Source organism: Thermomonospora umbrina, from assembly GCF_003386555.1.
Lineage (GTDB): Bacteria > Actinomycetota > Actinomycetes > Streptosporangiales > Streptosporangiaceae > Thermomonospora > Thermomonospora umbrina.
On the sequence record NZ_QTTT01000001.1, the window covers coordinates 6182528 to 6208241 of the forward strand.

Here is a 25714-nt window from a genome sequence, read left to right on the forward strand (position 1 = left end):
GACGCATGCATGTCAAGACCCGATACCCGGTGCTGTCCAGGGACGGTCCGGCCGGTTCCCGGGGCCCCGGGTGCCGATCTTCACCCGGGCCGGGCCCCTGCGAAGGGTCCGGGCCCCCTCGGGGCGCCTTCCGTGCCGCTGTCCGGCACGGGTCCCGGTCGCGCATTCGTCGCCGCTCGGGCCCCCCGCCCGACGCATCGACGGCGGCCGGGCGGGACGAACACGATCAAGATCAATATTTGACGGGTTACCGCCCGAAAATGGAATGATCTTACGGTCGGTGACATGACGATTCACTGCAGTCGAGGAGGAGACCCGTGCTGGATGCGGTCGACGCCGTGCTCGTCCGCGAGCTCCAGCGGGATGGCCGGGCCACGTTCCAGGCGCTGGCCGATCGCGTGGGGCTGTCCCGGACGGCGGTGCGGGCCCGGGTGCAGCATCTGCTCGAGACGGAGGTCGTGCGGGTCGTCGGCATCGTGCACTCCGCCGTCGTGGGCACCGAGGCGATCGGCCATGTGTCGATCACCGTCGGCGGCTCGGCGCGGGAGGTGGCCGAGAGCGTCGCCGAACGCCCGTGCGTCAGCTTCACCGCGCTCACCGCCGGGCCGTTCGACCTGGTGGCGCAGGTGCGCACCCGCGACGATCGGGCCCTGGCCGCCGAGGTGGACCAGCTCCGGTCGGTCCCGGGAGTGCGCGCCGCCGAGGTGTTCCGCTCGGTGTCCACCGTGCGGGACGCGCACTCGGTGGTGCGCGAGCTGGGCGACATCTCGCTCGACGACATCGACTGGCGGCTGCTGCAGGAGCTGCAGCGCGACGGCCGGGCGCCCTACACCCGGCTGGCGCAGGTCATCGGCCTGTCCCAGGCGGCCACCCGGGCCAGGGTGGTGAGGCTCATGCGCTCGGGGGTGATCCAGGTGACCGGGCTGGCCGATCCGCTGGCGCTGGGCGCCGCCGAGCTCGGCGGGTTCGGGCTGGTGGTGACCGGAGGCGTCCGGCGGGTGGCCGAGGCGGTGGCCGCCCAGTCCGGGGTGCGCTACCTGGCCAGCGGGTTCGGGCGCTACGACATCGTCGGGCTGGCCGAGGCGGCCTCGCGGGCCGGGCTGGTCGCGATCATGGACGCCATCCGGGCGGTGCCCGGGGCGACCGTCCGGGAGTCCTGGCACCATCTGGACGTCGTCAAGGAGTCGTACGCGGCGGAGCTGCCGGACAAGCCCACCGAGGTGTGACGCGGGCGCTGTCGCGGCTCAGTCGAGCGACAGCGCCACCTCCTCCAGGTCCAGCTCGTGCAGGACCCGGGAGAGCACCTCGTCGTCGATGCGCCGTTCGTCGCGCATGCGGATGAACACCTCGCGCTCGGCGGCGAGCATCTCGCGGCGCAGCCTGCGGTAGACGGCGGTGGGGACCTCCTGGCCGCCGGGGGCGGTGCCGCCGCCCAGCCGCTCCCAGGCCTTGAGCTGACGGTGCTCGGCGATGGTGCGCAGCCGTTCGACGACCTGCTCGTCCACGGCCTCCTCGTCGGCGGTCAGGGCCTCCAGCCGGTCCAGGGAGGCCCGGGCGGCGGCGTGCTGGGCGCCCGCCTCGGCCACCGCGTCCTCGTACCGCTCCCGTTCGCCGCCGAGCCCCAGCAGCCGGATCAGCGCCGGGAACGTCACGCCCTGGATCAGCAGGGTGCCCAGCACCGTCGTGAACGTCAGGAAGTGGATCAGGTCGCGCTCGGGGAACGGCTGCCCGTCGTGGGTGGTCACCGGGATGGCGAAGGCGGCGGCCAGCGACACCACCCCCCGCATGCCCGCCCACGACACCACCGTCAGCTCGCGGGCGTCCAGGCTCCGGTCGCCCTTGCGGGCCCGCCGTCGGGCCAGCACGGCGGGCGCCAGGGCCGTGGCGAACACCCAGAGGAACCGGGTCGCGACCACGGCGGCGAACACCGTCAGGGCCCACCACACGAGGGTGAGCGGATGCCGCCCCGACAGTCCCGCCAGGATCCCCGGGAGCTGCAGCCCGATCAGCAGGAAGACGACGCTCTCCAGCATGAAGATCGTCACCTTCCAGAACGAGTGGCCGATCAGCCGGGTCACCGCCGGGGAGGTGGAGAACCGATGGCCCAGGTACAGCCCGCTGACCACCACCGCGATCACCCCGGAGGCGTGCAGCGCCTCGGCGATCAGATAGGCCGCGAACGGGGCCAGCAGCGCCACCGCGTTCTCCGCCACCGGGTCGTCCAACCGGCTGCGCAGCCAGTGCAGCGGCGGCCCGGCCAGCAGACCGACCACCGCCCCGACCACCGCCGCGTACAGGAACCGCTCACCGCCGACGAGCAGCGAGAAGCCCTCGCCGACCGCCGCCGCCACCGCGACCCGGAAGGCGGTCAGCGCGGTCGCGTCGTTGAACAGGCTCTCCCCGACCAGCACCGTGACCACCCGGCGGGGCAGCCCCAGCCGCTGGGCCACGCTCACCGCCGCCACCGCGTCCGGCGGCGCGACGATCGCGCCCAGCACGAACGCGCCCGCCAACGGCAGCCCCGGCACGATCAGGTACGCCAGATACCCGACCGCCAGGGTGGTGAACAGCACCAGGCCGACCGACAGGTAACCGACGGGCCGGGCGTTCTCGCGCAGGTTGGGCAGCGAGCTCTCCCACGCCGCCGAGAACAGCAGCGGCGGCAGGAACACGAACAGCACGAACTCCGGGTCGAGCTCGAACTCCGGCGCCCCGGGCGCCACCGCGGCCAGCAGCCCCGCCACCACCAGCGCCAACGGGGCCGACACCCCGAACCGGCGTGCCAGGGCCGCCACGCCCAGTGCCGTGATCGGCACGGCCAACAGCCACAGCGCGTGCGTCGCCTCCATGCGCCCACCCCCCGCCGCTGATCATTTCAGGACGGGCGGCGGCGGGCTACAGGTGCTCCCGCACCCGGCGGTCTCGGGCCGCCTCCTTGGTGAAGGCCAGGAAGTCGCGGGCCACCGGCGGCAGCCGCCGGTACGCGTGCACCAGGCCGATCATCCGGCTGATCGGCGGCGAGAACGAGCGGACCACCAGCCCGCCGGTGTCGTCGAGCCGGCCGCGGTACCACAGCAGCGACCCCGTCCCGGCGCGGACCCAGCCGAGCCAGGAGTCGCGGTCGTCGGACTCCACCGCCGGCACTGGGCTCGCGCCCACGCGGTTGAGCAGCGTGTCCAGCTCCGCGCGGCGGGCGCCGCCCCGGGCGGGCATCACCAGCCGCATCCCGTCCAGCGCGGAGGGGGTCAGCGGCTCGCGCACCCGCAGCCCCGGCGGGGAGACCAGCACCACCTCGCGCTGCTCGACCGGATGCGCGGCCAGGTCGGCGGGCACCGGCAGATCGGCGATCGCCAGGTCGGCCCGCCCGTCGCGCAGCGCCGCCGTGATCGCGTCCCGTCCGCCGCACCGCACCACCCGGATGCGGGCGGCGGGCTGGTCGCGGGCGAACCGGGGGATCAACCACCCGGTCAGCTCGGCCTCCAACGCCAGGGTGGTGGCCACCCGCAGGTCGGGTCCGCGCCCGTCCGAGCGCGCCACCGTCAGCCCCTCGATCGCCTCGACGGCCTCCAGGGCGATCCTGGCCTGCCGGACGACCTGTTCGCCGACCGGGGTCAGCACGACCCCGCGCCCGGACCTGGCGAACAGCTCGACACCCAGCTCGCGCTCCAGCTCGCGGACGGCCCGCGACAACGCGGGCTGGGCGACGTAGAGCGCCTGGGCCGCCGACGTCATGGTGCCGTGGTCGGCGGTCGCCACGACGTAGCGCAGCTGCCGCAGATTCATGCCTCGACCGTATGGCAACGAACCGATGCGGTCTTGGACATAGCCGGAATCGGATTTGACATTTGCCGGTGACGGTCCGTTCCCCGGAACGACGCCGGGGCCGCGGGAGCCTTCTCAGGTCGGTCGGGAAGGGGACAGACGTGAAGATACGGCGCGGCGTCTCAGTCGCCGGAGGCCCGTCGAATGCCCTTCAGGGATTCCTCGAGAAGGCGCACGTGGCCGGATGAGGCCGCATACTCGGCGAGTGCCGCACATATGAACACGGCCAGAACCCGCGCGCGCAACTCGCGTTCCCGGGACACCGGCCCGTAGGCGGCGAGCATCGCCGCCCGGGCCTCCCCGACGAACGCGCCGTAGGCCAGCGACAGGTCCACCGCCGGGTCGGCCACGCACAGATCGCCCCAGTCGATGACGCCCGACGCCCGCCCGTCCGCGTCGACCAGCAGATGACGCGGGTGCAGGTCGCCGTGGCAGACGCGGTCGACGCCGTCGCCGGTGGAGGGCCCGAGGGTCTCCCCTTCGGCGAGGACGTCCTCGGTGGCGGGATCGGGACTCCACAGGCCCCGCCCGGTCAGCCGGTCCAGCCGTTCGCGGGCCATCGGCGCCCGCACGCTCGGGTCGCCGCGACGGAACGGATCGCGCGGCAGCCCGACGCCGGCCTCGGCCGCCGCCCCGGGGTCGTGCAGCGCCCTCAGGAACGCGCCCGCGTCCGCCGCCGCCTCCACCCTCGCGGCCTCCGGCAGGCCCGCCTCGGCCAGCTCACGCCCGGGAACGAGCCGGGCGCCCCAGAACGGCCAGGGGAACCCGTCGGCGGGCTCTCCGACGAACTCGGGGACGGGAATCGGGAGCGGCAGACGCCGGGCGAGCCCCGGCAGGTGATCGATCTCCCGCCGCACCCCCGGAAGGGCGATCTCGCGGCGCGGGAAACGGAAGACCCAACGCCCGCCGACCAGGAACACCGTGTTGTCCCAGCCGTTGGCCAGCGGCTCGACCGCGAGCCCTCGAAGGGCGGGGAACCGGCCGCCCACCAGGGCGGCGGCCTGCGCCGCCGACACCGCGTGCTCGGCGTCCCATTCCGCCGGCGCCGGGGGAGTGCCGTTCATGACGATCACGCTACCGGTGACCGGTCACCTGGTCTCGCGGGACGGTTCCAGCGGGGGAGACCCGACCCCGCAGTGGGACGTGCACTGCGGCTCGGCCTCCCGAGGGGCGGCGCGCAGCGCGTCGTCGCTCACCATGAAGAACGTCAGCACCGCGCCCGACGCCAGCAGCCCCGCGCAGATCACCATGGAGAGGGCGAAGCCGTCGGAGAAGGCCGCCGGATCGTTGTAGGCGTTGCCGGTGAGGCCCGTCAGCGGCGGGATGGCCGCCACCGCCAGCAGCCCCGCCGCCCGCGCCACCGCGTTGTTGACGCCGCTGGCCACCCCGGCGTGCCCGACGTCGGCGCTCGCCAGCACCGTCGCGGTGAGCGGCGCCACCACCGCCGACAGGCCCAGCCCGAAGACGATCACCGCGGGCAGCACCCCGGTGAGGTACGAGGCGTCCGCGCCGATGCGGCTCACCATCAGCATCCCCGCCGCCGCGACCACCAGACCGACCGTCATCGGCAGCCGGGGTCCGACCTTCTGCGCGAGGGCGCCCGCCCGCGCCGACAGCAGCAGCATCAGCACGGTGATCGGCAGCAGCGCGGTGCCCGCCGCGATCGGCGAGAACTGGGAGACCACCTGCAGGTTCAGCACCAGCAGGAAGAACATCACGCCCATCCCGCCGTACACCACGAACGTCACCAGGTTGACGGCCGAGAACTGCCGGGAGCGGAACACGTCCAGCGGCAGCATCGCCTGCGGCCCCCGTCCGTTGCTGCGGGCCCGCTCGACCATGACGAACAGCGTCCCGGCGACCACGCCCACCACCGCCGTCCCCCACACCAGCGCGCGGTTTCCCGACCCCTCCGGGGCCTCGGTCAGCGCGTAGGTCACCCCGGCCAGCGCCACGGCGGCCAGGACGGCGCCGAGCACGTCGAAGCGTCCGTGGGCGCGCGGGTCGGCGCTCTCCGGCACGTGCCGCACCGCCACCGCGATCACCACGACCGCCAGCGGGATGTTCACCAGGAACACCCAGCGCCAGCCCGCCGCCTCCACCAGCCAGCCGCCCACGAACGGGCCGACGGCCCCGGCCACGCCGCCCAGACCCGACCAGGCACCGACGGCGCGCGGCCGGTCGTCCTCGGCGAACGACGCCTGGATGAGCGCCAGCGACCCGGGCGTCAGCAGCGCACCGCCGATCCCCTGCAGGGCCCGCGCCGCGACCAGCGTGTAGACGTCCTGGGCGGCGGCGCACAGCAGCGAGGCGGCGGCGAACCAGGCCACGCCGATCACGAACACCCTGCGGCGGCCGTACCGGTCGCCCAGCGAGCCGCCCAACAGGATGAACCCGGCCAGCGTCAGCGTGTAGGCGTTCACCGTCCACTGCAGCCCGGCCATCGTGGCGTCCAGGTCCCGGGCGATGGCGGGCAGGGCCACGTTGACCACCGTGGCGTCCAGCATGGCCACGCCCGATCCCAGGACGGTGGCCAGCAGGACCCAACGTCCGGTGGGCGAGGACAGCCGGACGTCGGGCATCAGACGATCTGCTCGTCGACGAAGCACCAGCGCCAGTGCTCACCCGGCTGGAAGGACCGGATCACCGGGTGGCCGGAGCCCTCGAAGTGGTGCGAGGCGTGCCGCATCGGCGAGGAGTCGCAGCACCCGACGTGCCCGCAGTCCAGACACAGCCGCAGATGGACCCATCGCGTGCCCTGCTCCAGGCACTCCTTGCAGCCCTCCGGGGTCCCGGGCGCCGGCTCGGGCGCGGGCAGGTGGGCGACATGTTCACACGTGCTCATGGGGAAATCGTCGCACGAGGGATCCGGCGGCCCCCGGCCCGGTCCTCACCAGTGGTCGGGACTGACCGGCTCGTCCTCGGGGCGGCTCGACGCGGTCAGCAGACGCAGGTCGGACTCGACCATCATCGCCACCAGCTCCTCGAAGGCCACCTCGGGCTCCCACCCGAGCTGCTCGCGGGCCTTCTTGGGGTCGGCGCACAGCAGGTCGACCTCGGCGGGACGGGTGTAGCGGTCGTCCAGCACCACGTGGTCCTCCCAGTTGAGGCCCACGGTGCCGAAGGCCAGCTCGACCAGGTCGCGCACGGACTGGGTGCGGCCGGTGCCGATCACGTAGTCCTCGGGGCGGTCCTGGGCGACCATCATCCGCATGGCGCGGGCGTAGTCGCCGGCGTAGCCCCAGTCGCGCCGCGCCTCCAGGTTGCCCATCCGCAGCTCGGAGGCCAGCCCCAGCTTGATCCGGGCCGCGCCGAGCGACACCTTGCGGGTCACGAACTCCGCCCCGCGCCGCGGCGACTCGTGGTTGAACAGGATGCCGCTCACCGCGAACATCCCGTACGACTCGCGGTAGTTCTGGGTGATGTAGTGCCCGTAGGTCTTGGCGACCCCGTACGGGCTGCGCGGATGGAACGGGGTCCGCTCGTTCTGCGGGGTCTCCCGCACCATGCCGAACATCTCCGACGAGGACGCCTGGTAGAAGCGGATCTGCCCGGCGTCGGGCGTCCGGGACTGGCCGACGCCGGAGACCACCCGGATCGCCTCCAGCATCCGCAGCACGCCCATGCCGGTCACCTCGGCGGTGAGCTCGGCCTGCTGCCAGGACATCGGGACGTAGGAGATCGCGCCCAGGTTGTAGACCTCGTCGGGCTGGACCCGCTCCACCGCGGAGATCAGGCTGCCCTGGTCCAGCAGGTCGCCGGTGGTGATCTGGACGTCGCCGATGTGCTTGCGCAGCCGCGACACGTGCGGGTTGGCCTGGCCACGGACCATGCCCCACACCTCGTAGCCGCGCTCGAGCAGATGCTCGGCGAGGTACGAGCCGTCCTGCCCGGTGATCCCGGTGATGAGCGCTCGCTTGGACAGCGGAACCTCCCTGGCCGTTATGGGCAGTCCTCGTGTTCATCGGGCGCCGTGCTCGATGATGTGAAATACGAGGTTAGCGACCGTTCCGAGCCCTGACGAGTCGGGGCCGCCCTTCACCGAACCATCTTCGGTCACCCGCCGGTCGAGCCACGGTCAAGCGGTGGTCGACATCGCGTCGACCGGCCGGGACGGTCAGCCCGGCGCGGCCTCGCGCTGCCGGGCGCGGTAGGCGGCCACGTGCATGCGATTGCCGCAGGTGCGGCTGTCGCAGTACCGCCGGCAGCGGTTGCGGGACAGGTCGACCAGCACCCGCGCGCAGTCCGGCGCCTCGCAGGTGCGCAGCCGGTCCAACTCGCCCGACGCCACCACGTAGGCCAGCGCCATGCCGCCGTCGGCGGCCAGGTGCTCGGCCACCGGCGCCCCCGGCGCGAAGAAGTGCACGTGCCAGTCGTAGCCGTCGTGGTCGGTGAGGTGCGGGGTGGTGCGCACCCCGCCGACGATGCCGTTGATCAGATCCACCGCCGTGGGCACGTCGCCGGCGTCGAACACCGCCTGGAACCCGGTCCGCAGCGCCCGCACCCGCGCCAGGTCGCCGTCGGTCGGCTCCGGGACGTCGCTGAAGCGGTTGCGCTCCACGAAGGCGCGCAGCGCGATCAGGTCGCCCAGCCCCTCGGCGCCGGACGCCGCCGGGCTCGAGTTGACCAGATCCACCACGGTGCCGAGCGCGTGCTCGGTGTCATGCGTGAAGATCACATCGTCTCCAGTCTCGGCGACCCGCCGGTCGTCCGGCCCGGAGCCCCTCCCGATCCACCCTATGCGGGGAGCGGCGGGTGGTGCGGTGCCGCGCGGGGGCACGGGCCGTTGCCAGAGACCCTAACCCGTCCGGCGCGTCGCGGCCCCCGACGCCTCGAGACGCCCCCGCGCCCGCGCCTAGCGCGAGTAGAGCGGGTCGGCGACGACCGGGTAGAACGAGCCGTGGTGCTGCACCCGCATGATCACGGTGGAGCCCTCCAGCGCGTAGTCGGCCTTCACCGGGCGGAACATGGAGTCCGCGGCCCACGGGTTGTAGAACCGGCCCACCGTGGCGCCGTACCGCAGGTGGACCACGTCGTAGCCGCCGGAGGGCATGGCCTCCAGCGCGAGCCCCTCGCCGAGGCTCAGCGGGAAGCGGAACTCGGCGGGCGCGTCGGGGCCGTGCAGCACCGTGAGCAGGCGGATGCCGGAGGCGGTGGTCTGCGCGACGATGTCGGTGTCCACCTCCACCCCCACGAACACCCGCAGGCTCGGCCGCAGCAGGGTGGGCGCGGTGTCGCCGGCCGAGCACTCGATCCCGATGTGGATGCGCTGCCCGTCCCGCGTCGGCGCCCACGCGCCCTCGCGGGCCTGTCGGCCCCAGCTCACATCGGGGTTCTCCAGTTCCTGCGGCTCGTGCTTACCCCTGGCCACGAGAACCCGGGACGCGGCGTTCATGGCCGCGGCGGCACCGTCTCGCGCATGCCTCATGGCGGGCCCCCTCGCCTCCTGTGTCGATCCGACGGTCCTGCTACGCCGCTGCTCTGGTTTATCACGACGGCGCACGTCACGGCGTGGTTTGGGCTGTTAGCGTGCTGTTTGGCCGTCATATGCGCCGTGCGGAGTTGGACCTTACACCAACCGCCCGCCTGGAACGGGCAGGACCTGCCTGCTCAGGACCGCGTCCGCGCCATGGCGAACGTCACCCCCGACCGGTGCCCGGGTTCGTGCAGGATCTCCTGGTCGGCGGGCAGCAGTCGGGTCGCCGTGCCCAGGGGCTCCCCGGTCCCGGGGTTACGGGCGAACCTCGGGAACGAGCCGCCGGAGACCTGCACCCGGATCCGGTGCCCGACCCCGAACCGGTACGCCGTGGGCCACAATCGGACGTCGACCGCCCGCACGCCCTCCACGTCGGCGGGGAACCGCTCCGGTGTGACGCGCTGCAGACCGTCGCACACGTTGAGGGACACACCCTGCGGATCCACGTCGCACACCCGCACGAACACATCGGTGTACGCCCGGCTGCAGCGCAGCGCGATCCGCGCGGTCACCGGGCCGATCACCTCGACCGGTGCGTCCAGCGGCGCACTCGTGAAGACCAGGACGTCGGGCCTGGCCTCCAGGGCGGCGTTGTCCTTGCGCCCCGCGGCCCTGCCGTCCAGCAGCGGGCCGCCCACCCCGGGTGTCGGGTCGGCCGGGTCGTACCGGAACCGGCTGGGCGGCGAGGGCCCGGGGGAGTGCGCGCTGAGCCCGCCCGAGGGCTGCAGGAACCACGTGCGGGGCTCGGTGTCCGGAGGCGGCCAGTCGGGATAGTCGCGCCACTCCTCCGCGCCCTGCACGTAGAGCCGCACGGCCGCGTCGCGCAGCCCCGACCGGTCGCCGGTCACGTGCGCACGGAACCACTGGAGCGCCTCGGTCATCGCGACGCCGAGGGCCGCCCGGTCCGAGTGCGTCCACGGGCCGATCGTCAAGTGGGGTCGACGCCCGGCGGCCCGCAGCGCCGCGTAGTCCTCCAACTGCGAGAAGAGGAACAGGTCGTGCCAGCCGCCGACCATGCTCACCGGGGCGGTCACGTCGCCGACGCGGGCGCGGTGGTCGCGGTCCCCCTCCCAGTACGGGTGACCGGGGGAGTCGGAGGCCAGCCACCGCTGGTACCACTCGACCGGCCGACCGACGGCCTTCGTGTCGGCCTCCGACAGCGGCAGGTGGGTCATCGCCGCCAGCGTCCGCCGCCCGCCCCGCAGGTCGTGCAGCAGCGCCCGGAGCGGCCCGCCCTCCCGGGCGGTCATCATCGCGCTCCAGTTGAGCGCGCCGCGCAGCGTGTAGGCGTCGCCGAGGTAGGTCTGGTCGCGGAACTGCGAGGCGCTGACCATCGGCGCCATCGCGGTGATCCGGTCGCCCGCGTCGGGCGCCATCGCCCACTGGGCGTAACCCAGGTAGCTGGGGCCGAAGGTGAGCAGCCGGCCGTTGAACCACGGCTGCTTCTCGACCCAGTCCAGCGTGGCCGCCCCGTCGGCGCGCTCGTGCCCGAACGGGTCGAACCGCCCGCCGGAGCCCCCGGTGCCCCGGCACGCCTGGACCAGCACCTGATGGCCCCGCTCGGCGAACGGCCGGCACAGACCCGCCCCGAGGAGCCCGCCGCGACCGTACGGGGTGCGGATCAGGACGGTCGGGGCGTTCGGCACCCGCCGGGGGAGGTAGAGGTCGGCGAGCAGCGCCACGCCGTCGGGCATCGGCACGCGCAGCCCCCGGCGCACCTCCACGTCCCGGGTGACGGCGGGGGGAAGGCCCAGGACCCGCTCCGCGATCCGGCTCAGCAGCGCCATGCGGACACCCTAGAGGATCGGAAAATGCGTTGCAGGCGAAGCCGGATCGACCGCATTATCGAAGCGTCGAAAGAGCACGGAGGAAAGTCCCGAAGGGGTGAGCCACCGGTTAGGCGGCTGGTCTCCAAAACCAGCGGAAAGTGGGTTCGACTCCCTCCGCCCCTGCGTTGTCCGATCGGGCCCCATGGGCCTGCATGGGAGCGTTCCCGCCTTGTATGCGGCAATTCCGGATCCGTTTCCCGACGACGGAACGGCCCCGGCGCGCTCGCGCCGGGGCCGCCGGAGAGATCACATTTCTCGGCGCATGCCGGTTCTCCGGTCGCCGATCAGAGAACGGCCGGCATCGGGCCCGTCCCGGCCAGCGCGGCACGGCGCTCCGTCACCTCGGTCAGCACCTCCGACAGGCGGTCCAGCGACCGGGCGATCCAGGGCAGCCCCGTCGGGTCCGGCGAGGCCAGCGCCTCCAGCCGTTGCCCGTCGTCGTCCCCGTACAGCAGGGCGGTGGCCACCCGCAGACGCAGCGCCGACTCGGGCTCGCCGAAGGCGCTGCCGGGCAGCGTGCCCACGCCGTGGCGGTCGAGCAGCAGCGCGCTGAGGTCGGCGGACGTGTGGACGCCGTGGTTCGCGGCCAGCCGTTCGGCCAACGGCCCGAAGTCCGGATAGAGGTAGAACGACGCCTGCGGAGCCGGGACGCGGGCCCCGGCCGCCGAGAAGCGCCCGGCGACCGCCCGGACCACCGCCGCGTGCAGCGCGCGGCTCCGATCGACCCGCGCCACCAGCTCGGGCGGCTCGCGGAAGGCGTACGCGGCGGCGCCCTGGATCGGCGCCGGGGCGCACGACCAGATCTCGCTGACCGCGCCCAGCAGGTCGGCCCGCAACACGCGGCCTCGCGGGCCGTCGGGCATGCGCGCGACGCCCAGCCGCCAGCCCCCGGCCGCCAGGTGCTTGCTCAGCGCCGTGGTGACCACCGTGCGCTCCGGCGCGTACCGGACGGGGCTGGTCACCCCGCGGCCGGGGTCGTGCACCAGGTCCCGGTAGATCTCGTCGGAGACGATCACCAGGTCGAGTTCGCGGGCCACCTCGCACAGCCGGCGAACGGTCGCCGGGCGGGCCAGCCGGCCGGTGGGGTTGTCGGGCAGCGTCACCACCACGGACCGGACGTCGCGGCCCTCGCGGCGGGCCCGCCGGACGGCCTCCGCCAGCAGGTCGGGGTCGGGGACCCCGCCCTCGTCCGGCGGTGTCGGCACGAACAGCGCCCCGGCCCCGGTCAGCGTCGCCTGGGCGGCGTAGCTGACCCAGCTCGGGCGGGGCACCGCGACCGCGCCGCCGATGACCAGCAGCAGTCCGAACAACAGCGCCTTGCTCCCGGGCCCGGCCACCACGAGCCCCGGATCGGTGGGCACCCCGCGACGCGCCCAGTAGCCCGCCGCCGCGGCCCGCAGCTCCTCGGAGCCGGCGACCGGGCCGTAGGCGTTGCGCCCGGCGGCCTCGGCCAGCTCGCGCCGCAGCGCGGGATGGACGGGCAGCCCGGCCTCGCCGAAGCCCATGGGCAACACCGGGACCCCTGCACGCCGCATGCGGTCGAGCGTCTCGTTCGCGGCGAGGGTGGCGGAGATCCCGGTGCGTCGAGAGGAGGGCTCGGCCGAGGCGGCGTCGGATCGTTCAGGGAAGGGCATGGCTGCTCCAGACAGGGTGAGAGGAGGGCGTACCGGCAGGTCACGAGGGGCCCCTGAGGGGCGTCGCCTCATCGTTTACCCCTTTGAAGCATCATCACAAGCGAGTCTTCACGAGGGCGACCATAAGATGCCCTTATGCTCGACCTCCGCCGACTGCGTTTGCTCAGCGAATTCGCGCGCCGGGGCAGCATCGCGGCCACCGCCGCGGCCCTCGGGTACACCCCGTCCGCGGTGTCCCAGCAATTGGCCGCCCTCGAACGCGAGACGTCCACCGCCCTGCTGGACCGCACCGCCCGCAGCGCCGAGCTCACCGACGCCGGCCGCCGGCTGGCGCTGCGCGCCGAGGACATCCTCACCATGGTCGAGGCGGCCGAGGCGGAGCTGTCCGCCGAGGCCGACACCCCGACCGGTCGGGTGGTGATGACGGCCTTCCCGACCGCCGCCGTCGCCTTCGCCCCCGCGATCGCCCGCAGCCTGGCCGAGCACCCCCAGCTCACCTTCGCGCTACGGCAGTCCAGCCCCGGCACCGGCCTGGCCCAGGTCCAGTCGGGCGAGGCCGACATCGCGCTGGTGGACGACTGGACCGGCTCCCTGGCGCGTCAGGCGCCGTCCAGCCTCAAGCTGTTCCATCTGCGGCGCGACCCGCTGGTGCTGGTGCTGCCGCCCTACCACCCGATGTCCGACCCGGCGGAGCCGGTGGACCTGCGGGCGCTGCGCGACGAGCCGTGGATGGCCACGCCGCCGGGCGAGCCGTCCCGGCAGGCGTTCGACCGGCTGCTGGAGGGCGCGGGCGGGGCGCCGCCGGTGGCCTGGGAGTTCGAGGGCCTGCACACGCTGCTCACGCTGGTGGCCCGGGGCATCGGCATCGCGGCGCTGCCCGCGCTGGCCCTGGTGGGCGGCGACTCCGGCGTCGCGGTGCGGGAGCTGCCCGGCCGCCCGCAGTCCCGCGAGGTCTACGCCGTCGCCCGCACCGCCAGCGTCCGGCGGCCCTCCGTGGCGGTGACTCTGCGCGCGATCTACGCGGCCGCCCAGGAGCCGCTGAACGACGCCGACCGACACCCGGTCTGATCAGGCGGGGGGCGCGAGGGCGGGGCCGGCGGCGCCGAGCCGCCCGTCCCCGAGGTCGGCGTGCCGTCCGGCGTCCCGACCCGCGCGGTAGCCGTCGGCGCGCAGCCGGTGCCGGCGCGGGCGGCCCAACACCGGGAACCGCGCGTCGAACTCGGCGGCCACCCGGCGTTCCTCGCCCACCAGCACCAGCGCCCGCGAGCCGCCCTCCCCGGCCCCGACGGCCTCGTCGCGCAGGCCGTCCCGCGCCGCCTCGACGCGTCGGGCGACCGCGTCGGCGTAGCCCACGAGGAACGCCCGGAAGTAGTTGTTGGCCCACCGACTGCGGTCGGACCTGCGGGCGAAGGCGGCCTCGGGCACCGCGCCCATGTAGTCGTCGGTCTCGCGGCGTCCGGCCTGTTCCATCTGCAGCTCCAGCGACGGCAGGAGCAGGGACAGCGCGTCCCGGGCGGCCCGCGTGGTGACGACCAGCAGGGTGATGTCCTGGCGGTGCGTGCCGTCGCCGCGGACGGCGTACCGGCCGCCGAACGCCCTGATGACCGCCCCGGCCGCCGCCGAGCGGGCCCGCGCGTGGCCCCCCGCGCCGATCGCGATCCGCTCCCAGTAGACGACGGGGTCGTGCCGCTCGCCGCGGTCGGCCCGCAGCGCCGCCTCGTCGAGGGCGTGCCGCATCATCAACTCGGCCGCCTTGGCGTGCGCGGCCTCGGCCTCGGGTCGAGGGGTGGTCGGATGCTCGGCGCGGGCCAGCAGCGCCCGCACCCGCGCCTCGACCTTGGCCGCGTCCACGTCAGAGGCCCTTCACCGCGAGCCCGACGAGCGCTCCGGCGCCGATCAGCCACGCCGAGTTCAACCGGGTGCGCCACAGCGTCGCGAACGCGGCCACCGCCAGCACGACCGTCAGCGGGTCGATCAACGCCGTCCGGCCGAGCTGGAACGACACCCCCGCCATCAGGGCCAGCGCGGTCGCGTTCACGCCGTCGAGCAGCGCCGCCGACCAGCGCGCCGAGCGCATCCGGTCCGCGAGCCGGGTCAGCAGCGCCACCAGCGCGAACGAGGGCAGGAAGATGGCCACGGTGGCCAGTATCGCGCCCCACCAGCCCGCGGCCACGTAACCGACGAACGTGGCCGTGGTGAACAGCGGGCCCGGCGTCACCTGGCCGATGGACACCGCGTCCAGCAACTGCTGCTCGGTCAGCCAGCCGAGCCGCTCCACGAAGTCGCCGCGCAGGAACGCCAGCAGTACGTAGCCGCTGCCGTAGAGCACCGAGCCGATCTTGAGCATGGTCCAGAACAACTGCGGCAGCCGATCGTCGTGCGGTGCCGCCAGCAGCAGCGGGAGCACCGCCGCCCGGTCGGCCCGCAGCCGCGCCCCCGTGCGCCAGGCCGTCACCAGCATTCCGCCGACGGCCAGCACCAGCAGCTCGTTCGCCCCGGCCAGGTACGCGGCCAGGGCGGCGGCGGCCACGACGCACAGCAGCGGCCCCCGCAGCGCGGTGCGCAGCAGCCCGAGGAGGGCCCAGGCGATGATCCCGGTGACCACGGGTTTGATCCCGTACAGCAGCGCCTCGGCACCCGGCGTGGTGCCGTACCGGACGTAGGCCCAGGCCAGCGCGGCCACCATGACGACCGCGGGCATGATGAAGCAGATCCCGGCGACCAGGAGCCCCCGCCACCTGCCACGGTCATGGCCGAGATGGATGGCCAGCTCGGTGGAGCTCGGCCCCGGGATCAGGTTGGTCGCCCCCACCAGGTCCAGGAACCGCTGCTCGTCGACCCACCTCCGGCGGCGGACCACCTCCTCGTGCATCATCGCGATGTGCGCCGCCGGGCCGCCGAAACCGATCACCCCCAGCTTGAGGAACAGGCCCGCCAGCTCCCGCAGCGGATGCGCGGGGCGGTCCGCGGGGGTTTCGGCGGAGGCGTTCATGACGCACAGTCTGCCGATCTCCGGTCCGATCATGAACCCCGGAGCCTCCCCGGGCGATCCCACCGAGGTCCGCCCGTTCGGGTGGAACGCTCGCGGCGGCGGTGACGACGCGGACGGGGCGGCCCGCGACCGGGCGCGGTTTCCGTCTCGTCGGCGTCGATCATCACGTACCGTGGTGCGGATCGTGCCCGTACTTCCGGCCGGCTCGGGAGCCCTCCCCACCATGCCTGAGATCGACCAGCCCTCCCCCCCTCACCCCCACGGCTTCGAACTGCCCCGGCTGACCGCCATGCTGTGGCACGCCCTGCCGCGCTTCGTCGAGGGCGTCATCGCCCCGGTCGCCGTGTTCTACGCCGCCTTCGCCCTGCTGGGCCTCAACGGCGCGCTGATCGCGGCGGTGGTGTGGGTGTACGGCGGCATCGGCTGGCGGCTGGCCCGGGGCCACGGCGTCCCCGGCATGCTGGTGCTGGCCGCGCTCGGGGTGACGGTGCGGGCGGCGCTGGCCGCGGTCACGGGCAGCCCCGTGGTGTTCTTCCTCCAGCCGACCCTGGGCACCCTGCTGGTCAGCATGACCTTCCTGGCCTCCGTGCCGCTGCGCCGGCCGCTGGCGCAGAAGATCGCCACCGACATGGTGCCGATGCCCGAGGCGTTCCTGGGCCATGAGCGGGTCCGCCGGTTCTTCCTGCGGATCTCGTTGCTGTGGTCGCTGGTGTTCCTGGTGAACGCGGCGGTCAGCCTCTGGATGCTGTTCCACGAGTCGATCGGGACCTACCTGTGGGTCCGCACCGGCCTGGTCGCGGTCCTCGGGGCCGCCGCGGTCGCGGTGTCCGTCCTCGGGTTTCGGCGCTGCCTGCGTCATGTGAACGGGGAAGCCGCGCCGATCTGAGCGCGCCCCGACGACCCCGCGAACCTTTTCGGCGTGCCGGGCGTCTGTATGTCTTGGATAGATTTTTCGCCAAAGGGGTCGAAGTTCGGGATATGGGGGATCGTGTGAGCGGCAAGGGGAGACTCCGGCTGATCGCGGCGGGCGCGGTGACCGTGTTCGTCTCCGGCTGCAGCGGGGGCGGCGTCGGGGCGCTCACCTCGGAGGCCAAGGCGGCCACGGTGACCGTCACCCCCGCCAACGGCGCGGGCGCGGTGGCGCCGGACGCGCCGATCCAGGTCAAGGTCTCCGACGGCACCCTGGAGAACGTGACCGTCACCGGCGGCGCGGTGCCCATCGGGGGCAGTCTCACCGCCGACCGCACCAACTGGCGCTCGGAGCGGACGCTGGTGCCCGGCACGTCCTACACGGTCTCCGTGCGGACCAAGAACGGCGACGGCGAGGCCGCGGCCTCCACGAGCACGTTCACGACGCTCATGCCGAAGAAGACGCTGGAGATCGCCGACGTCACGCCCAACGTCAAGGGCGAGAAGGTCGGCGTGGGCATGCCGATCATGGTGCGGTTCGACCGCCCGGTGACCGAGCGCGCCTCCGTCGAGCGCGCCCTGCAGGTCACGCCCGAGAAGCCGGTCGAGGGCGCCTGGCGGTGGATCGACTCCCAGCAGGTCATCTACCGCCCGAAGACGTACTGGCAGCCCCACCAGAAGGTGCGCTTCACCGCGCGGCTGGCCGGGGTGCGGGGCTCCGAGGGCGCGTACGGCACCAAGGACAGCTCGTACACGCTCGAGATCGGCGCCAAGCAGATCACCACCGGCAACATCAACGGTCACCACGCCACCGTGACCCGGGACGGCAAGAAGCTGCGCACCATGCCGTTCAGCGCGGGCAACGGGACCACCCGCGAGTACACCACCACGAGCGGCGTCCACCTGCTGATGGAGAAGGCCAACCCGGTCAAGATGACCGCGCCCGGTCGGCAGAAGGGCGACGCCGGCTGGTACGAGCAGATCGTCGACCACGCGGTGCGCATCTCCAACAGCGGCGAGTACTTCCACTCCGCGCCGTGGTCGGTCGGGTCGCAGGGGCAGGCCAACGTCAGCCACGGCTGCCTGAACCTCAGCCCCTCGAACGCCGCCTGGTACTACGGCATCGCGCAGCGCGGCGATGTGGTGAAGCTCACGGGAACCAGCCGAGAGCTCGAGTGGAACAACGGGTGGGGCTTCTGGCAGTTGTCCTACTCCGAGTGGAAGAAGGGCAGTGCCCTGGACTGACCCGTCGGTCCGGATACCCGCCCAGGGCGGCGGTCCGACCCCGAAGGCCCCCGGATGAAAGATCCGGGGGCCTTCGACGGATAAGGCGGGGAAGCGCCGATACGGCAACACTTCGATCTCGACCGGCCGGAATACCTGCGGTCCGGTCATGAACGACGACTTTTGTCGCTAATGTCGGTCCGGAATAGGCAGGGTCTGGGAGGTTCAGGGTGCGTATGCGCGGTGTGGGTGCTGCGGGGGTCACGGGGGCTGTGGTGCTGCTCACGGCGACGGCATGCTCGGGCGGCGGCGACGGGGGTGGCGGGAAGGGGAACATCGTCGCCGGTCAGGACGATGTCTCGGCGCCCCAGGTGACGATCACGCCCGGCACGGGGACTCAGAAGGCCCTGCCCGACCAGGGCGTGGTGGTCAAGGTCGGCAACGGCACCCTGGAGCAGGTCCGGGTGACCGCCAAGGGCAGGCCGGTGTCGGGGGAGATGTCCTCCGACAAGACCACCTGGAAGTCGCGGACGCTGGTCCCGGGCGCCGCGTACGAGGTCTCGGCGGTCGCCCGCAACCCCAAGGGGAAGACCACCACGGCCACCAGCAGCTTCCGCACCCTGAAGACGAGCAGCCCGCTGCGCGTCGTGGACATGGTCCCGATGTCGGGGGAGAAGGTCGGCGTGGGGATGCCGATCACGCTGACGTTCAACCGGTCGATCGCCGACCGGGACAAGCGGGCGGTGGAGCGGGCCCTGGAGGTCAAGTCGACCAAGCCCGCGACCGGCGCCTGGTTCTGGGTCGGGGACACCCAGGTGATCTTCCGCACCAAGAACGACGAGTACTGGGAGCCCAACCAGACCGTGTCCCTGCGGGCGCGGCTGGCCGGGGTCAGGGCCGGCAAGGGCGTCTACGGCACCGCGGACTTCGGGCGCAGGTTCAAGATCGGCGACTCCCACATCTCGGTGGCCAGCACCAAGACCAAGAAGATGATCGTCAAGGTCAACGGCAAGACCGTCAAGAAGACCGGGATCAGCGCCGGCAAGGGCGGCCGGGTGGTCAACGGCGTCGACACCTATCTGACCACCAGCGGCGTCCACCTGACCATGAGCAAGCACCGGGTCGAGCGGATGACGTCCCAGTGGATGGGCGTGGACCCCAAGGACAAGGCCAACGGCGGCTACGACCTGCTGCTGCCGCACGCCGTGCGGATCTCCAGCACCGGGGAGTACGTGCACGCCAGCCCCGACCGCTACTGGGCGTTCGGGAACACCAACGCCAGCCACGGCTGCGTCAACGCCCCGCCGCCGTTCGCCGAGTGGTTCTACAACCTGTCCTACCGCGGCGACGTCGTCATCGTGACGGGCAGCAAGCGCAGCCTGCCGTGGAACAACGGCTGGAGCTACTACGAGATGTCCTGGAGCCGGTGGGTGAAGGGCGGCGCCCTCGACCGCGAGGTCACCACCGGCTGAGTCGTACCGTCCGCACGGCCCCGTCGCCCGGCGGCGGGGCCGTCCGATCCGGGCATTCTCTAGTAAATAAGTAGGAAATATTGACTTCATGATCCGAACGTGTTTGCATCGGGGTGTCCGAGTTCGCCCCCTCGCTCACCCCTGGAACGTGACAGGCCCCGTCGAGGGGCCGCCCGTCCGCCGCGGCGCTCCTCGAAAGGACCTTGGGTCGATGACCGAACTGCTGCCCGATCGGGTGATCGACGAGGCCCGGTTCCGCCGGGCGCTGGGCCTGCACGCGGCCGGGGTCGTCGTGGTCACCGCCGCCTCCGGGGACGGCCCGGCGGGGCTCACCGCCACGTCCTTCTCCTCGGTCAGCCTGTCCCCGCCGCTGGTGTCCTTCTACGTGGCCCGCACGTCCACGACCTGGCCGTCGATGGGCGACGCGGGTCGGTTCGCGGTGAACATCCTGGCCTCCGCTCAGGCCGACCTCGCCGCCCGTTTCGCGCAGCGGGGCGTCGACCGCTTCGCCGCCCCGACCGGGTGGCGGCCCGACGCCGACGGCACCCCGCTGCTCGACGGGGTCTGCGCCCATCTGCTGTGCGCCCTCCACGCCACGCTCGACCTGGGCGACCACACCCTGGTCGTGGGGCGGGTGACCGGCATCTCGATCCGGGAGTCGGGCCGTCCGCTCCTCTACCATCGCGGCCGTTTCGGCGACTTCCGCCCGCAGGGCCGCTGACCCACCCGCCGCGACGACCGGCCTCCTCGGCCGTACCGGGACGTCCCTGCTCAGGGCTCGGGTGGAGGGCGGTAGTTTGTGGCGTGTTGCGGAGCCGACGGACCGAGCCTGGAGACGCCATGCCGACCTTCAAGAGGCCGTTCGGCTTTCAACCGCTGGAGCGGCAGCTCGCTCAGCGGCAGGCCGAGCAGCGCGCGAACCCGGTTCCGCAGGGCAGGTACTTCGACCACCCCACGGCGAAGTACCTGTTCGTCCTCGTGCTGATCATCACGGTGGTGCTGCACGTCGCGGCACTGGTCGTGTTCGGCGTCCTGGGCTTTCACTAGTACCGTTCTGCTCCCCGACCCCGATCCGGGGTCTCCGATGCCGCAGCGGGCGCCGAGCGCGCCCCGATGGGAGGTTCAATGTCCGGTGGTCATGGCGGACGACCCAGCTCGTGGGTGGTCGTCGGCGTCAGCATCACGGGGTTCACCGTGGGCGGCGTCGCCCTGTGCATCGGTCCCAACTGGGTGGTGTTCGGCGTGGGCGCCGCGATCGTCGCGATCAGCGCGGTGCTCGGGCTCGCGGTCGGGATCCTCTCCGACGTGGTGGTCGACGAGCCGCGCGTGATGCAGCCGGTCGCGGCCGGCGCGCCGGCCGGGCGGGTCGAGGGCGAGGTCGAGGGCGAGGTCCCCACGGCGACGGACCCCGAGCAGCGCCCGCACGGCTGATCCGGTCCCGCGACGCCCTGGGCGGTTCGGGGTGATGCGGCGGAGTATTTGGTGTTCGAGCACATAGACGTCGGCGTGGACGGATCGTTACTTTCGCGTAGCCCCCACCCCCTAGCCGAAGTTGGTGTTCATGCAAGCGCCGTTCCGCGGGCTCGCCCTGACCGCCCTGGGCTCCGCGACCCTCCTGTCGTCCGTCCTCGTCCCGGCGTCCTCCGCCTCCGCCTCCACCGACCCCCGACCGGTCGTCCGGGCGCTGGCCACGACCGCCGACGCGCAGTCCCGTGTCGGGTCCCTGTGGACCGCGGCCCGTATGCGCTCCGCGGTGCCCATGGAACGACTCCTGTACTTCGGCGGCCCCGCCCGCGGAACGGTCGCTCCGCAGGCGTACCCGGACAAGGGCTCCGCCTGGACGGGCGGCGGTCAGGTGGTGAAGTCCACCGGCCGGGTGTTCTTCACCTACCAGGGACGCGCCGCCTCCTGCTCGGGCAGCGCCGTGGTGAGCCGGAACGAGAGCACCGTCATCACCGCCGGGCACTGCGTCAAGCTCGACGGCGCGTGGCACTCCGACTGGGTCTTCGTCCCCGCCTATGAGAACGGCAACGCGCCGTTCGGCAAGTGGACGGCCCGCAAGACGCTGGCCACCGCCCAATGGGGCGCCACCGAGGCCATCCAGTACGACATCGGCGCGGCCGTCCTCAACCCGCTCGACGGCAGATCGCTCACCGATGTCGTCGGCGGGCGCGAGGTCGCGTTCAACCAGCCCAAGCGCCAGCCCATGTACTCGTTCGGCTACCCGGCCGCCGCGCCCTACGACGGCTCCAGGCTGACCTACTGCAGCGGCTCCACCACCGTCGCCTTCCTGCTCGGGACCATCGGCATGGCCTGCACCATGACCGGCGGCTCCAGCGGCGGCCCCTGGTTCCTCAAGTTCGACGAGGCCACCGGGTCCGGGGTCCTCAACTCGGTCAACAGCTACAAGCTGAACCTGCCGTTCCTCAGCGGCAACATGTACGGCCCCTACTTCGGCGACGACGCGAAGTCCCTGTACGACCAGGCCCAGGACGCCTAGTCCGCCGGCCGGGGTGACACCGACCTTCCCTCTGACGGTCTGCAACCGCCCTTGAGCGCCGAGTAGCGTCGAGGATTGTGGCGGGCGACGGCGTGGACGCGATCCGGTCGTCCGCCGTGACGCGAAGGGAGTTCGCGGGGCTGGCCGGCCTCGCGCTGACGCCCCGGTCGACGGCCGTCCGCGAGGAACGCCACCGCGTGGTGATCATCGGGGCCGGGGTGGGCGGAGCCGTCGCCGCCTTCCGGTTCGCGCGGGCCGGCGTCGACAACGTGGTGCTGGAGCGCGGCCGGCGGTGGCCGATCACCCCGGCCGCCGACACCTTCCCCCGCGTGCCCTCCGTCGACGAACGGCTGTTCTGGCTGGACGGCGGGGAGTCGACGCCGGCCTCCGGCGTTCCGGTGCCGCCCGAGGTCTTCGGCGTGCTCACCCCGGTGACGGCCTCGGCGCGCTCCACGGGGCTGCTGGACGTCGTGGCGGACGACGCGCTCACCGTCGTCTGCGGAGCGGGGGTCGGCGGCGGCACCCTGGTCTACGCCGGGGTCCTCCTGCAACCGCCGCCCGAGGCGTTCCACCTGGTCTTTCCCCCGGAGGTCGACTACGGCGAGCTCGACCGCGTCCACTACCCGCGCGCCCGGCGTCGCATGGTCTCCGCGGTCCTTCCCGACGACCTGCTCGCCCACCCCCGCTACCGTTCCCATCACCTGTGGCGCTCCGCCCTCGCGTCCGCCGAACGTCCGGTGGAGCGGCTCACCGTCAACTACGACATCGGGATCCTCCGGGCGGAGCTGACCGGTGGGGCCGAGCCCGCCGCCACCGTCGGGCAGTACGTCTTCACCGGCTGCGACAGCGGCGCGAAGATGAGCGTGGACCGCACCTACCTGGCCCGCGCCGAGGCCACCGGCAGGACGCGGGTGCGGCCCCTGCACCACGTCGTCGACATCGCCCAGAACCGCGACGGCACCTATCGGGTCACCGCCGACCGGCTCGCGGTCGGCGGCGCGGTGATCGGCAGGGTCGTGCTGCACTGCGACGCCCTGGTCCTGGCCGCCGGCGGCGTGCACACGCCGCGGCTGCTGGTCACCGCCCGCGACACGGGGGCGCTGCCCCGGCTCAACGAGTCCGTGGGCCGGGGCTGGGGCACGAACGGCGACCACGCGATCCTGATCAAGACCTTGGCGGCGGCGACCGGCGCGCCCCAGGGCGGCCCTCCGGCGTTCATGGTCCGCAACCAGGAGGGCACCGCCGTGCTCATGCACGCCCCCTTGCCGCTGCCCGTCGAGTCCGGGCTGCTGGCGTGCCTGGGCATGGGCATCCCCGACCGCCTCGGCCGCTGGACGTATGACGGCTCCGCCGCACGCGCCCGGCTCGACTGGGCGCCCGGGAGCGATGCCACGGCCCGGCGGGCGGTCGCCGATCTCGCCCGGCAGGCGGCGCGGGGCGTGCCGTTGGGCGCCGTCGTCGTCGAGCCCTTCGGGGCGCGCCCGCTGACCGTTCACCCGCTCGGCGGCGCGGTGATCGGCGAGGCGACCGACACGTACGGACGCCTGCACGGCTACGACCGCCTGTACTGCCTGGACGCGGCCCTGCTGCCCGGGTCCGCCGCCGCCGTGAATCCGGCGCTCACCATCGCGGCCCTCGTCGAGCGCTGCCTCGACCGCATCCTTCGCGAGGACTTCGCCCGCTGAACCCGGGACCGCGCCCGAGCGTCAAGAGATCCTTGACATACGGCGAGCGTCAATGAATCCTTGACGTTATGACGCGCCATGTCTGGATCTCCTCGGTCGCGGTGGTGTTCCTGCTCGCCGTGCAGACCGCGACCGACAGCACACCGCTCCTGGTCGTTCTCGTGGTGGCCGGGCTCGCCACGTTCGCGGCTGGCATCGCGACGGCCGCCGCGCGGACCCGCGGGCCCTCCGCCGACCCCCCGCAGGACTCCGACGCGGCGAGGCTGGACGCGTTGGAGCCGCTGCCGCCCCGGACCGAGGGAAGGGGACGGGCGTGAGCGAGACCGCCGACCTGCTGACCGACCAGGAGGCCGCCGCCCTCCGCGAGGCCATCGCCGAAGCGGTGCTCGCCGTCCGCGCCGAGGGGCGTGACGGCCTCGACGACGATCCCGAGGCCCATCTCGTCATGGTCGCCGCCTCCCGTATCGCCGCGGAGGAGACCAGCAGGCTGCTGCGTCAGTCCATCAACGGCGCCCGCGCCGCCGGGCAGAGCTGGGAGGCCGTCGGCAGGATGCTGGGGATCAGCCGACAGGCCGCCCAACAGCGCTTCGGGACCCCGGGCGGACGGAGGCGACCGATCCCCGAGGAGACCGGGAGCCGCAAGGTGCTCCAGCCGCTGCACGCGTTCAACGAGATGGAGGCGCTGGCCGCTGCCGGGCGTCAAGGATGGCATGTCATCGACTACGGCTTCCTCTACCACCTGGTCGAGGCGTCGCCCCGGCAGTGGGAGCACCGGCGGCTGTGGTGGCCCTCCCGCCGCCGACGCCGCCGGATGGACGAACAGGGCTGGCGGCTGATCAGCCCGTCCGCCTTCGACTCCCCGTGGGCCTATTACAAGCGCCGCCTGGAGGAGCCCGCCGAACCCGGCGACCTGGGAAATGATTCGACCGTGGCCGGGGTCGTTGCCTAGTGTTCGAGGCATGGTCACCGTACGCGACGTCCCCGAATCCGAGATCGACCAGGTCATCGACCTGACCGGCATCGCGTTCCACGAGCGCGTCGACGACGGGGACGACCGCGAGCGGCACCGTTGGCTGCTGCGCGGCGCCCGCCGCCTCGGCGCCTACGAGGACGGCCGGCTGGTCGGGTTCGTCGGCGGCCTGCCCATGCGGATGTCGGTGCCGGGCGGGTCGCTGGCCTGCGTCGGAGTCACCGACGTGGTCGTGCTGCCGACCCACCGCCGGCGCGGCGTCCTGTCGGCCATGATCGGCAGGCTCTACGAGGACCTCGACGCGCCCTTGGCCGCGCTGTACGCCTCCGAAGGGGCGATCTACGGCCGGTACGGCTTCGGCCACGCCGACCATGCGGCGCAGATCGAGATCGACACCGTCCGGCCGTGGACGACCCGTATCGAGCCCGCCCCCCGGCCGCTGCGCATGGTCTCCCTGGAGGAGGCCCCCAAGGTGCTGGCCCCGCTGTACGAGCGGGCCGCCGCCCGCCGCCCCGGCCAGTTCCTGCGAGACGAGGAATGGTGGCGCCGATGGGTGCTGACGTCCAAGGAGTCGGGCGACGACGCGCTCACCGAGCCCCGTGTCGTGGTGATGGACGACGCCGGATACGTCATCTACCGCACCAAGCTCGACGAGGAGTCCGATGACCTCGGCCGGGTCCGGCTCATGGAGCTCGAGGGCGACGACGCCCGGGTCGAGGCCGCCCTCTGGCGGTACCTGGCCTCGATCGACCTGACGGGCCGGATCCGCGGCGCCCGCCCGGTGGACGACCTCGTGCCCCTGCTCGCCGCCGACCCCGACACCGTGCGGATCACCCGGACGTGGCAGGCCCTCTGGGTCCGCCTCGCCGATGTCGGGTCCGCGTTGCAGGGGCGCGGCTGGGCCGAGCCGGTCGACACGGTTCTGCGGATCGTCGACACCCGCATCCCCGCCAACGACGGCCACTGGCGGCTGCGGGTCACGGGCGACGACGCCACCTGCGAACGCACCGACGCCGCGCCCGACCTGACGCTCGACGTCCGCGAGCTGGGCACGGTCTACCTGGGCGACACCGCGCTCGCCACCCTGGTGCGGGCCGGCCTGGTGACCGAGCACGCGCCCGGCGCGGCGTCCCGGCTCGACCGCGCGCTGAGCGTGCCCCGGGCCCCGTTCACCTCCGACGACTTCTGACCCGCGGCGACG

The 25714-nt window shown here is 73.2% G+C and carries 25 protein-coding genes and 1 tRNA gene; 14 read left to right on the plus strand and 12 right to left on the minus strand.

The window, feature by feature from the left end:
* Positions 1-317 precede the first annotated feature (317 nt).
* Positions 318-1226, plus strand: coding sequence for an Lrp/AsnC family transcriptional regulator (locus tag DFJ69_RS27695; protein WP_116025293.1), 909 nt, complete (start codon positions 318-320; stop codon positions 1224-1226).
* A gap of 18 nt (positions 1227-1244) precedes the next feature.
* On the opposite strand, the gene DFJ69_RS27700 is transcribed toward DFJ69_RS27695, so the two are convergent.
* The 9 genes from DFJ69_RS27700 to DFJ69_RS27740 all read right to left on the minus strand — a co-directional run bounded on the left by DFJ69_RS27700 (position 1245) and on the right by DFJ69_RS27740 (position 11085).
* Complete coding sequence (locus DFJ69_RS27700; protein ID WP_116025294.1) at positions 1245-2849, minus strand: Na+/H+ antiporter; 1605 nt, start codon at positions 2847-2849, stop codon at positions 1245-1247.
* Positions 2850-2895: 46 nt separating this feature from the next.
* A complete protein-coding gene (locus tag DFJ69_RS27705; RefSeq protein ID WP_116025295.1) occupies positions 2896-3783 on the minus strand; it encodes a LysR family transcriptional regulator in 888 nt (295 codons plus the stop codon).
* A gap of 161 nt (positions 3784-3944) precedes the next feature.
* Entirely contained in the window at positions 3945-4886 is a 942-nt protein-coding gene (locus DFJ69_RS27710; protein WP_116026970.1) for a phosphotransferase, read from the minus strand.
* 24 nt (positions 4887-4910) lie between these two features.
* Positions 4911-6404 carry an MFS transporter gene (locus tag DFJ69_RS27715; RefSeq protein ID WP_116025296.1) on the minus strand — a complete coding sequence of 498 codons (1494 nt, stop codon included), beginning with the start codon at positions 6402-6404 and terminating at the stop codon, positions 4911-4913.
* Positions 6404-6667: a ubiquitin carboxyl-terminal hydrolase 14 gene (locus DFJ69_RS27720; RefSeq protein ID WP_116025297.1), complete on the minus strand. Its 264-nt coding sequence runs from the start codon at positions 6665-6667 to the stop codon at positions 6404-6406. The genes DFJ69_RS27715 and DFJ69_RS27720 overlap by 1 nt, the downstream gene beginning before the upstream one ends.
* 45 nt (positions 6668-6712) lie before the next feature.
* A complete protein-coding gene (gene gmd / locus DFJ69_RS27725) occupies positions 6713-7747 on the minus strand; it encodes a GDP-mannose 4,6-dehydratase (protein WP_116025298.1) in 1035 nt (344 codons plus the stop codon).
* A gap of 192 nt (positions 7748-7939) precedes the next feature.
* On the minus strand, positions 7940-8500 hold the full coding sequence (locus DFJ69_RS27730; protein ID WP_116025299.1) for a CGNR zinc finger domain-containing protein: 561 nt from the start codon (positions 8498-8500) through the stop codon (positions 7940-7942).
* A gap of 177 nt (positions 8501-8677) precedes the next feature.
* Positions 8678-9250, minus strand: coding sequence for a hypothetical protein (locus DFJ69_RS27735; protein WP_116025300.1), 573 nt, complete (start codon positions 9248-9250; stop codon positions 8678-8680).
* 182 nt (positions 9251-9432) lie between these two features.
* Complete coding sequence (locus DFJ69_RS27740; RefSeq protein WP_116025301.1) at positions 9433-11085, minus strand: CocE/NonD family hydrolase; 1653 nt, start codon at positions 11083-11085, stop codon at positions 9433-9435.
* 93 nt (positions 11086-11178) lie between these two features.
* On the opposite strand from DFJ69_RS27740, the gene DFJ69_RS34505 reads away from it, so the two are divergent.
* Positions 11179-11250, plus strand: a tRNA-Trp gene (locus DFJ69_RS34505).
* A 161-nt stretch (positions 11251-11411) separates the two neighbouring features.
* Here the strand turns inward: DFJ69_RS34505 and DFJ69_RS27745 are convergent.
* A complete protein-coding gene (locus tag DFJ69_RS27745; protein WP_116025302.1) occupies positions 11412-12761 on the minus strand; it encodes a pyridoxal phosphate-dependent aminotransferase in 1350 nt (449 codons plus the stop codon).
* A gap of 135 nt (positions 12762-12896) precedes the next feature.
* Between DFJ69_RS27745 and DFJ69_RS27750 the strand changes: the two genes are divergently transcribed.
* Entirely contained in the window at positions 12897-13829 is a 933-nt protein-coding gene (locus tag DFJ69_RS27750; protein ID WP_116025303.1) for a LysR family transcriptional regulator, read from the plus strand.
* Here DFJ69_RS27750 and DFJ69_RS27755 read toward each other — a convergent pair whose 3' ends face one another.
* Positions 13830-14612: a DUF2786 domain-containing protein gene (locus DFJ69_RS27755; protein ID WP_116025304.1), complete on the minus strand. Its 783-nt coding sequence runs from the start codon at positions 14610-14612 to the stop codon at positions 13830-13832. It lies immediately after the preceding gene.
* 1 nt (position 14613) lies between these two features.
* Positions 14614-15786 carry a chromate efflux transporter gene (gene chrA, locus DFJ69_RS27760; protein ID WP_245974603.1) on the minus strand — a complete coding sequence of 391 codons (1173 nt, stop codon included), beginning with the start codon at positions 15784-15786 and terminating at the stop codon, positions 14614-14616.
* Positions 15787-15976: 190 nt separating this feature from the next.
* On the opposite strand from chrA, the gene DFJ69_RS27765 reads away from it, so the two are divergent.
* From DFJ69_RS27765 to DFJ69_RS27815, 11 genes are all read left to right on the plus strand, one after another.
* Complete coding sequence (locus DFJ69_RS27765) at positions 15977-16639, plus strand: VC0807 family protein (protein ID WP_116026972.1); 663 nt, start codon at positions 15977-15979, stop codon at positions 16637-16639.
* A 92-nt stretch (positions 16640-16731) separates the two neighbouring features.
* A complete protein-coding gene (locus DFJ69_RS27770; RefSeq protein WP_245974604.1) occupies positions 16732-17907 on the plus strand; it encodes a L,D-transpeptidase in 1176 nt (391 codons plus the stop codon).
* A 350-nt stretch (positions 17908-18257) separates the two neighbouring features.
* Positions 18258-19358, plus strand: coding sequence for a L,D-transpeptidase (locus DFJ69_RS27775; RefSeq protein ID WP_245974605.1), 1101 nt, complete (start codon positions 18258-18260; stop codon positions 19356-19358).
* 211 nt (positions 19359-19569) lie between these two features.
* Positions 19570-20079, plus strand: coding sequence for a flavin reductase family protein (locus tag DFJ69_RS27780; RefSeq protein WP_116025306.1), 510 nt, complete (start codon positions 19570-19572; stop codon positions 20077-20079).
* A 119-nt stretch (positions 20080-20198) separates the two neighbouring features.
* A complete protein-coding gene (locus DFJ69_RS27785) occupies positions 20199-20405 on the plus strand; it encodes a hypothetical protein (RefSeq protein WP_116025307.1) in 207 nt (68 codons plus the stop codon).
* 78 nt (positions 20406-20483) lie between these two features.
* Positions 20484-20789 carry an HGxxPAAW family protein gene (locus DFJ69_RS27790; RefSeq protein WP_116025308.1) on the plus strand — a complete coding sequence of 102 codons (306 nt, stop codon included), beginning with the start codon at positions 20484-20486 and terminating at the stop codon, positions 20787-20789.
* Positions 20790-20919: 130 nt separating this feature from the next.
* A complete protein-coding gene (locus tag DFJ69_RS27795) occupies positions 20920-21858 on the plus strand; it encodes a trypsin-like serine peptidase (protein ID WP_116026974.1) in 939 nt (312 codons plus the stop codon).
* Positions 21859-21935: 77 nt separating this feature from the next.
* Positions 21936-23543: a GMC oxidoreductase gene (locus DFJ69_RS27800; protein WP_116025309.1), complete on the plus strand. Its 1608-nt coding sequence runs from the start codon at positions 21936-21938 to the stop codon at positions 23541-23543.
* 68 nt (positions 23544-23611) lie between these two features.
* Positions 23612-23860, plus strand: coding sequence for a hypothetical protein (locus tag DFJ69_RS27805; RefSeq protein WP_116025310.1), 249 nt, complete (start codon positions 23612-23614; stop codon positions 23858-23860).
* Positions 23857-24492 (plus strand): hypothetical protein, encoded by a 636-nt coding sequence (locus DFJ69_RS27810; protein WP_116025311.1) that lies wholly within the window; start codon positions 23857-23859, stop codon positions 24490-24492. The genes DFJ69_RS27805 and DFJ69_RS27810 overlap by 4 nt, the downstream gene beginning before the upstream one ends.
* Before the next feature lie 10 nt (positions 24493-24502).
* On the plus strand, positions 24503-25702 hold the full coding sequence (locus tag DFJ69_RS27815) for a GNAT family N-acetyltransferase (RefSeq protein ID WP_116025312.1): 1200 nt from the start codon (positions 24503-24505) through the stop codon (positions 25700-25702).
* Positions 25703-25714 lie beyond the last annotated feature (12 nt).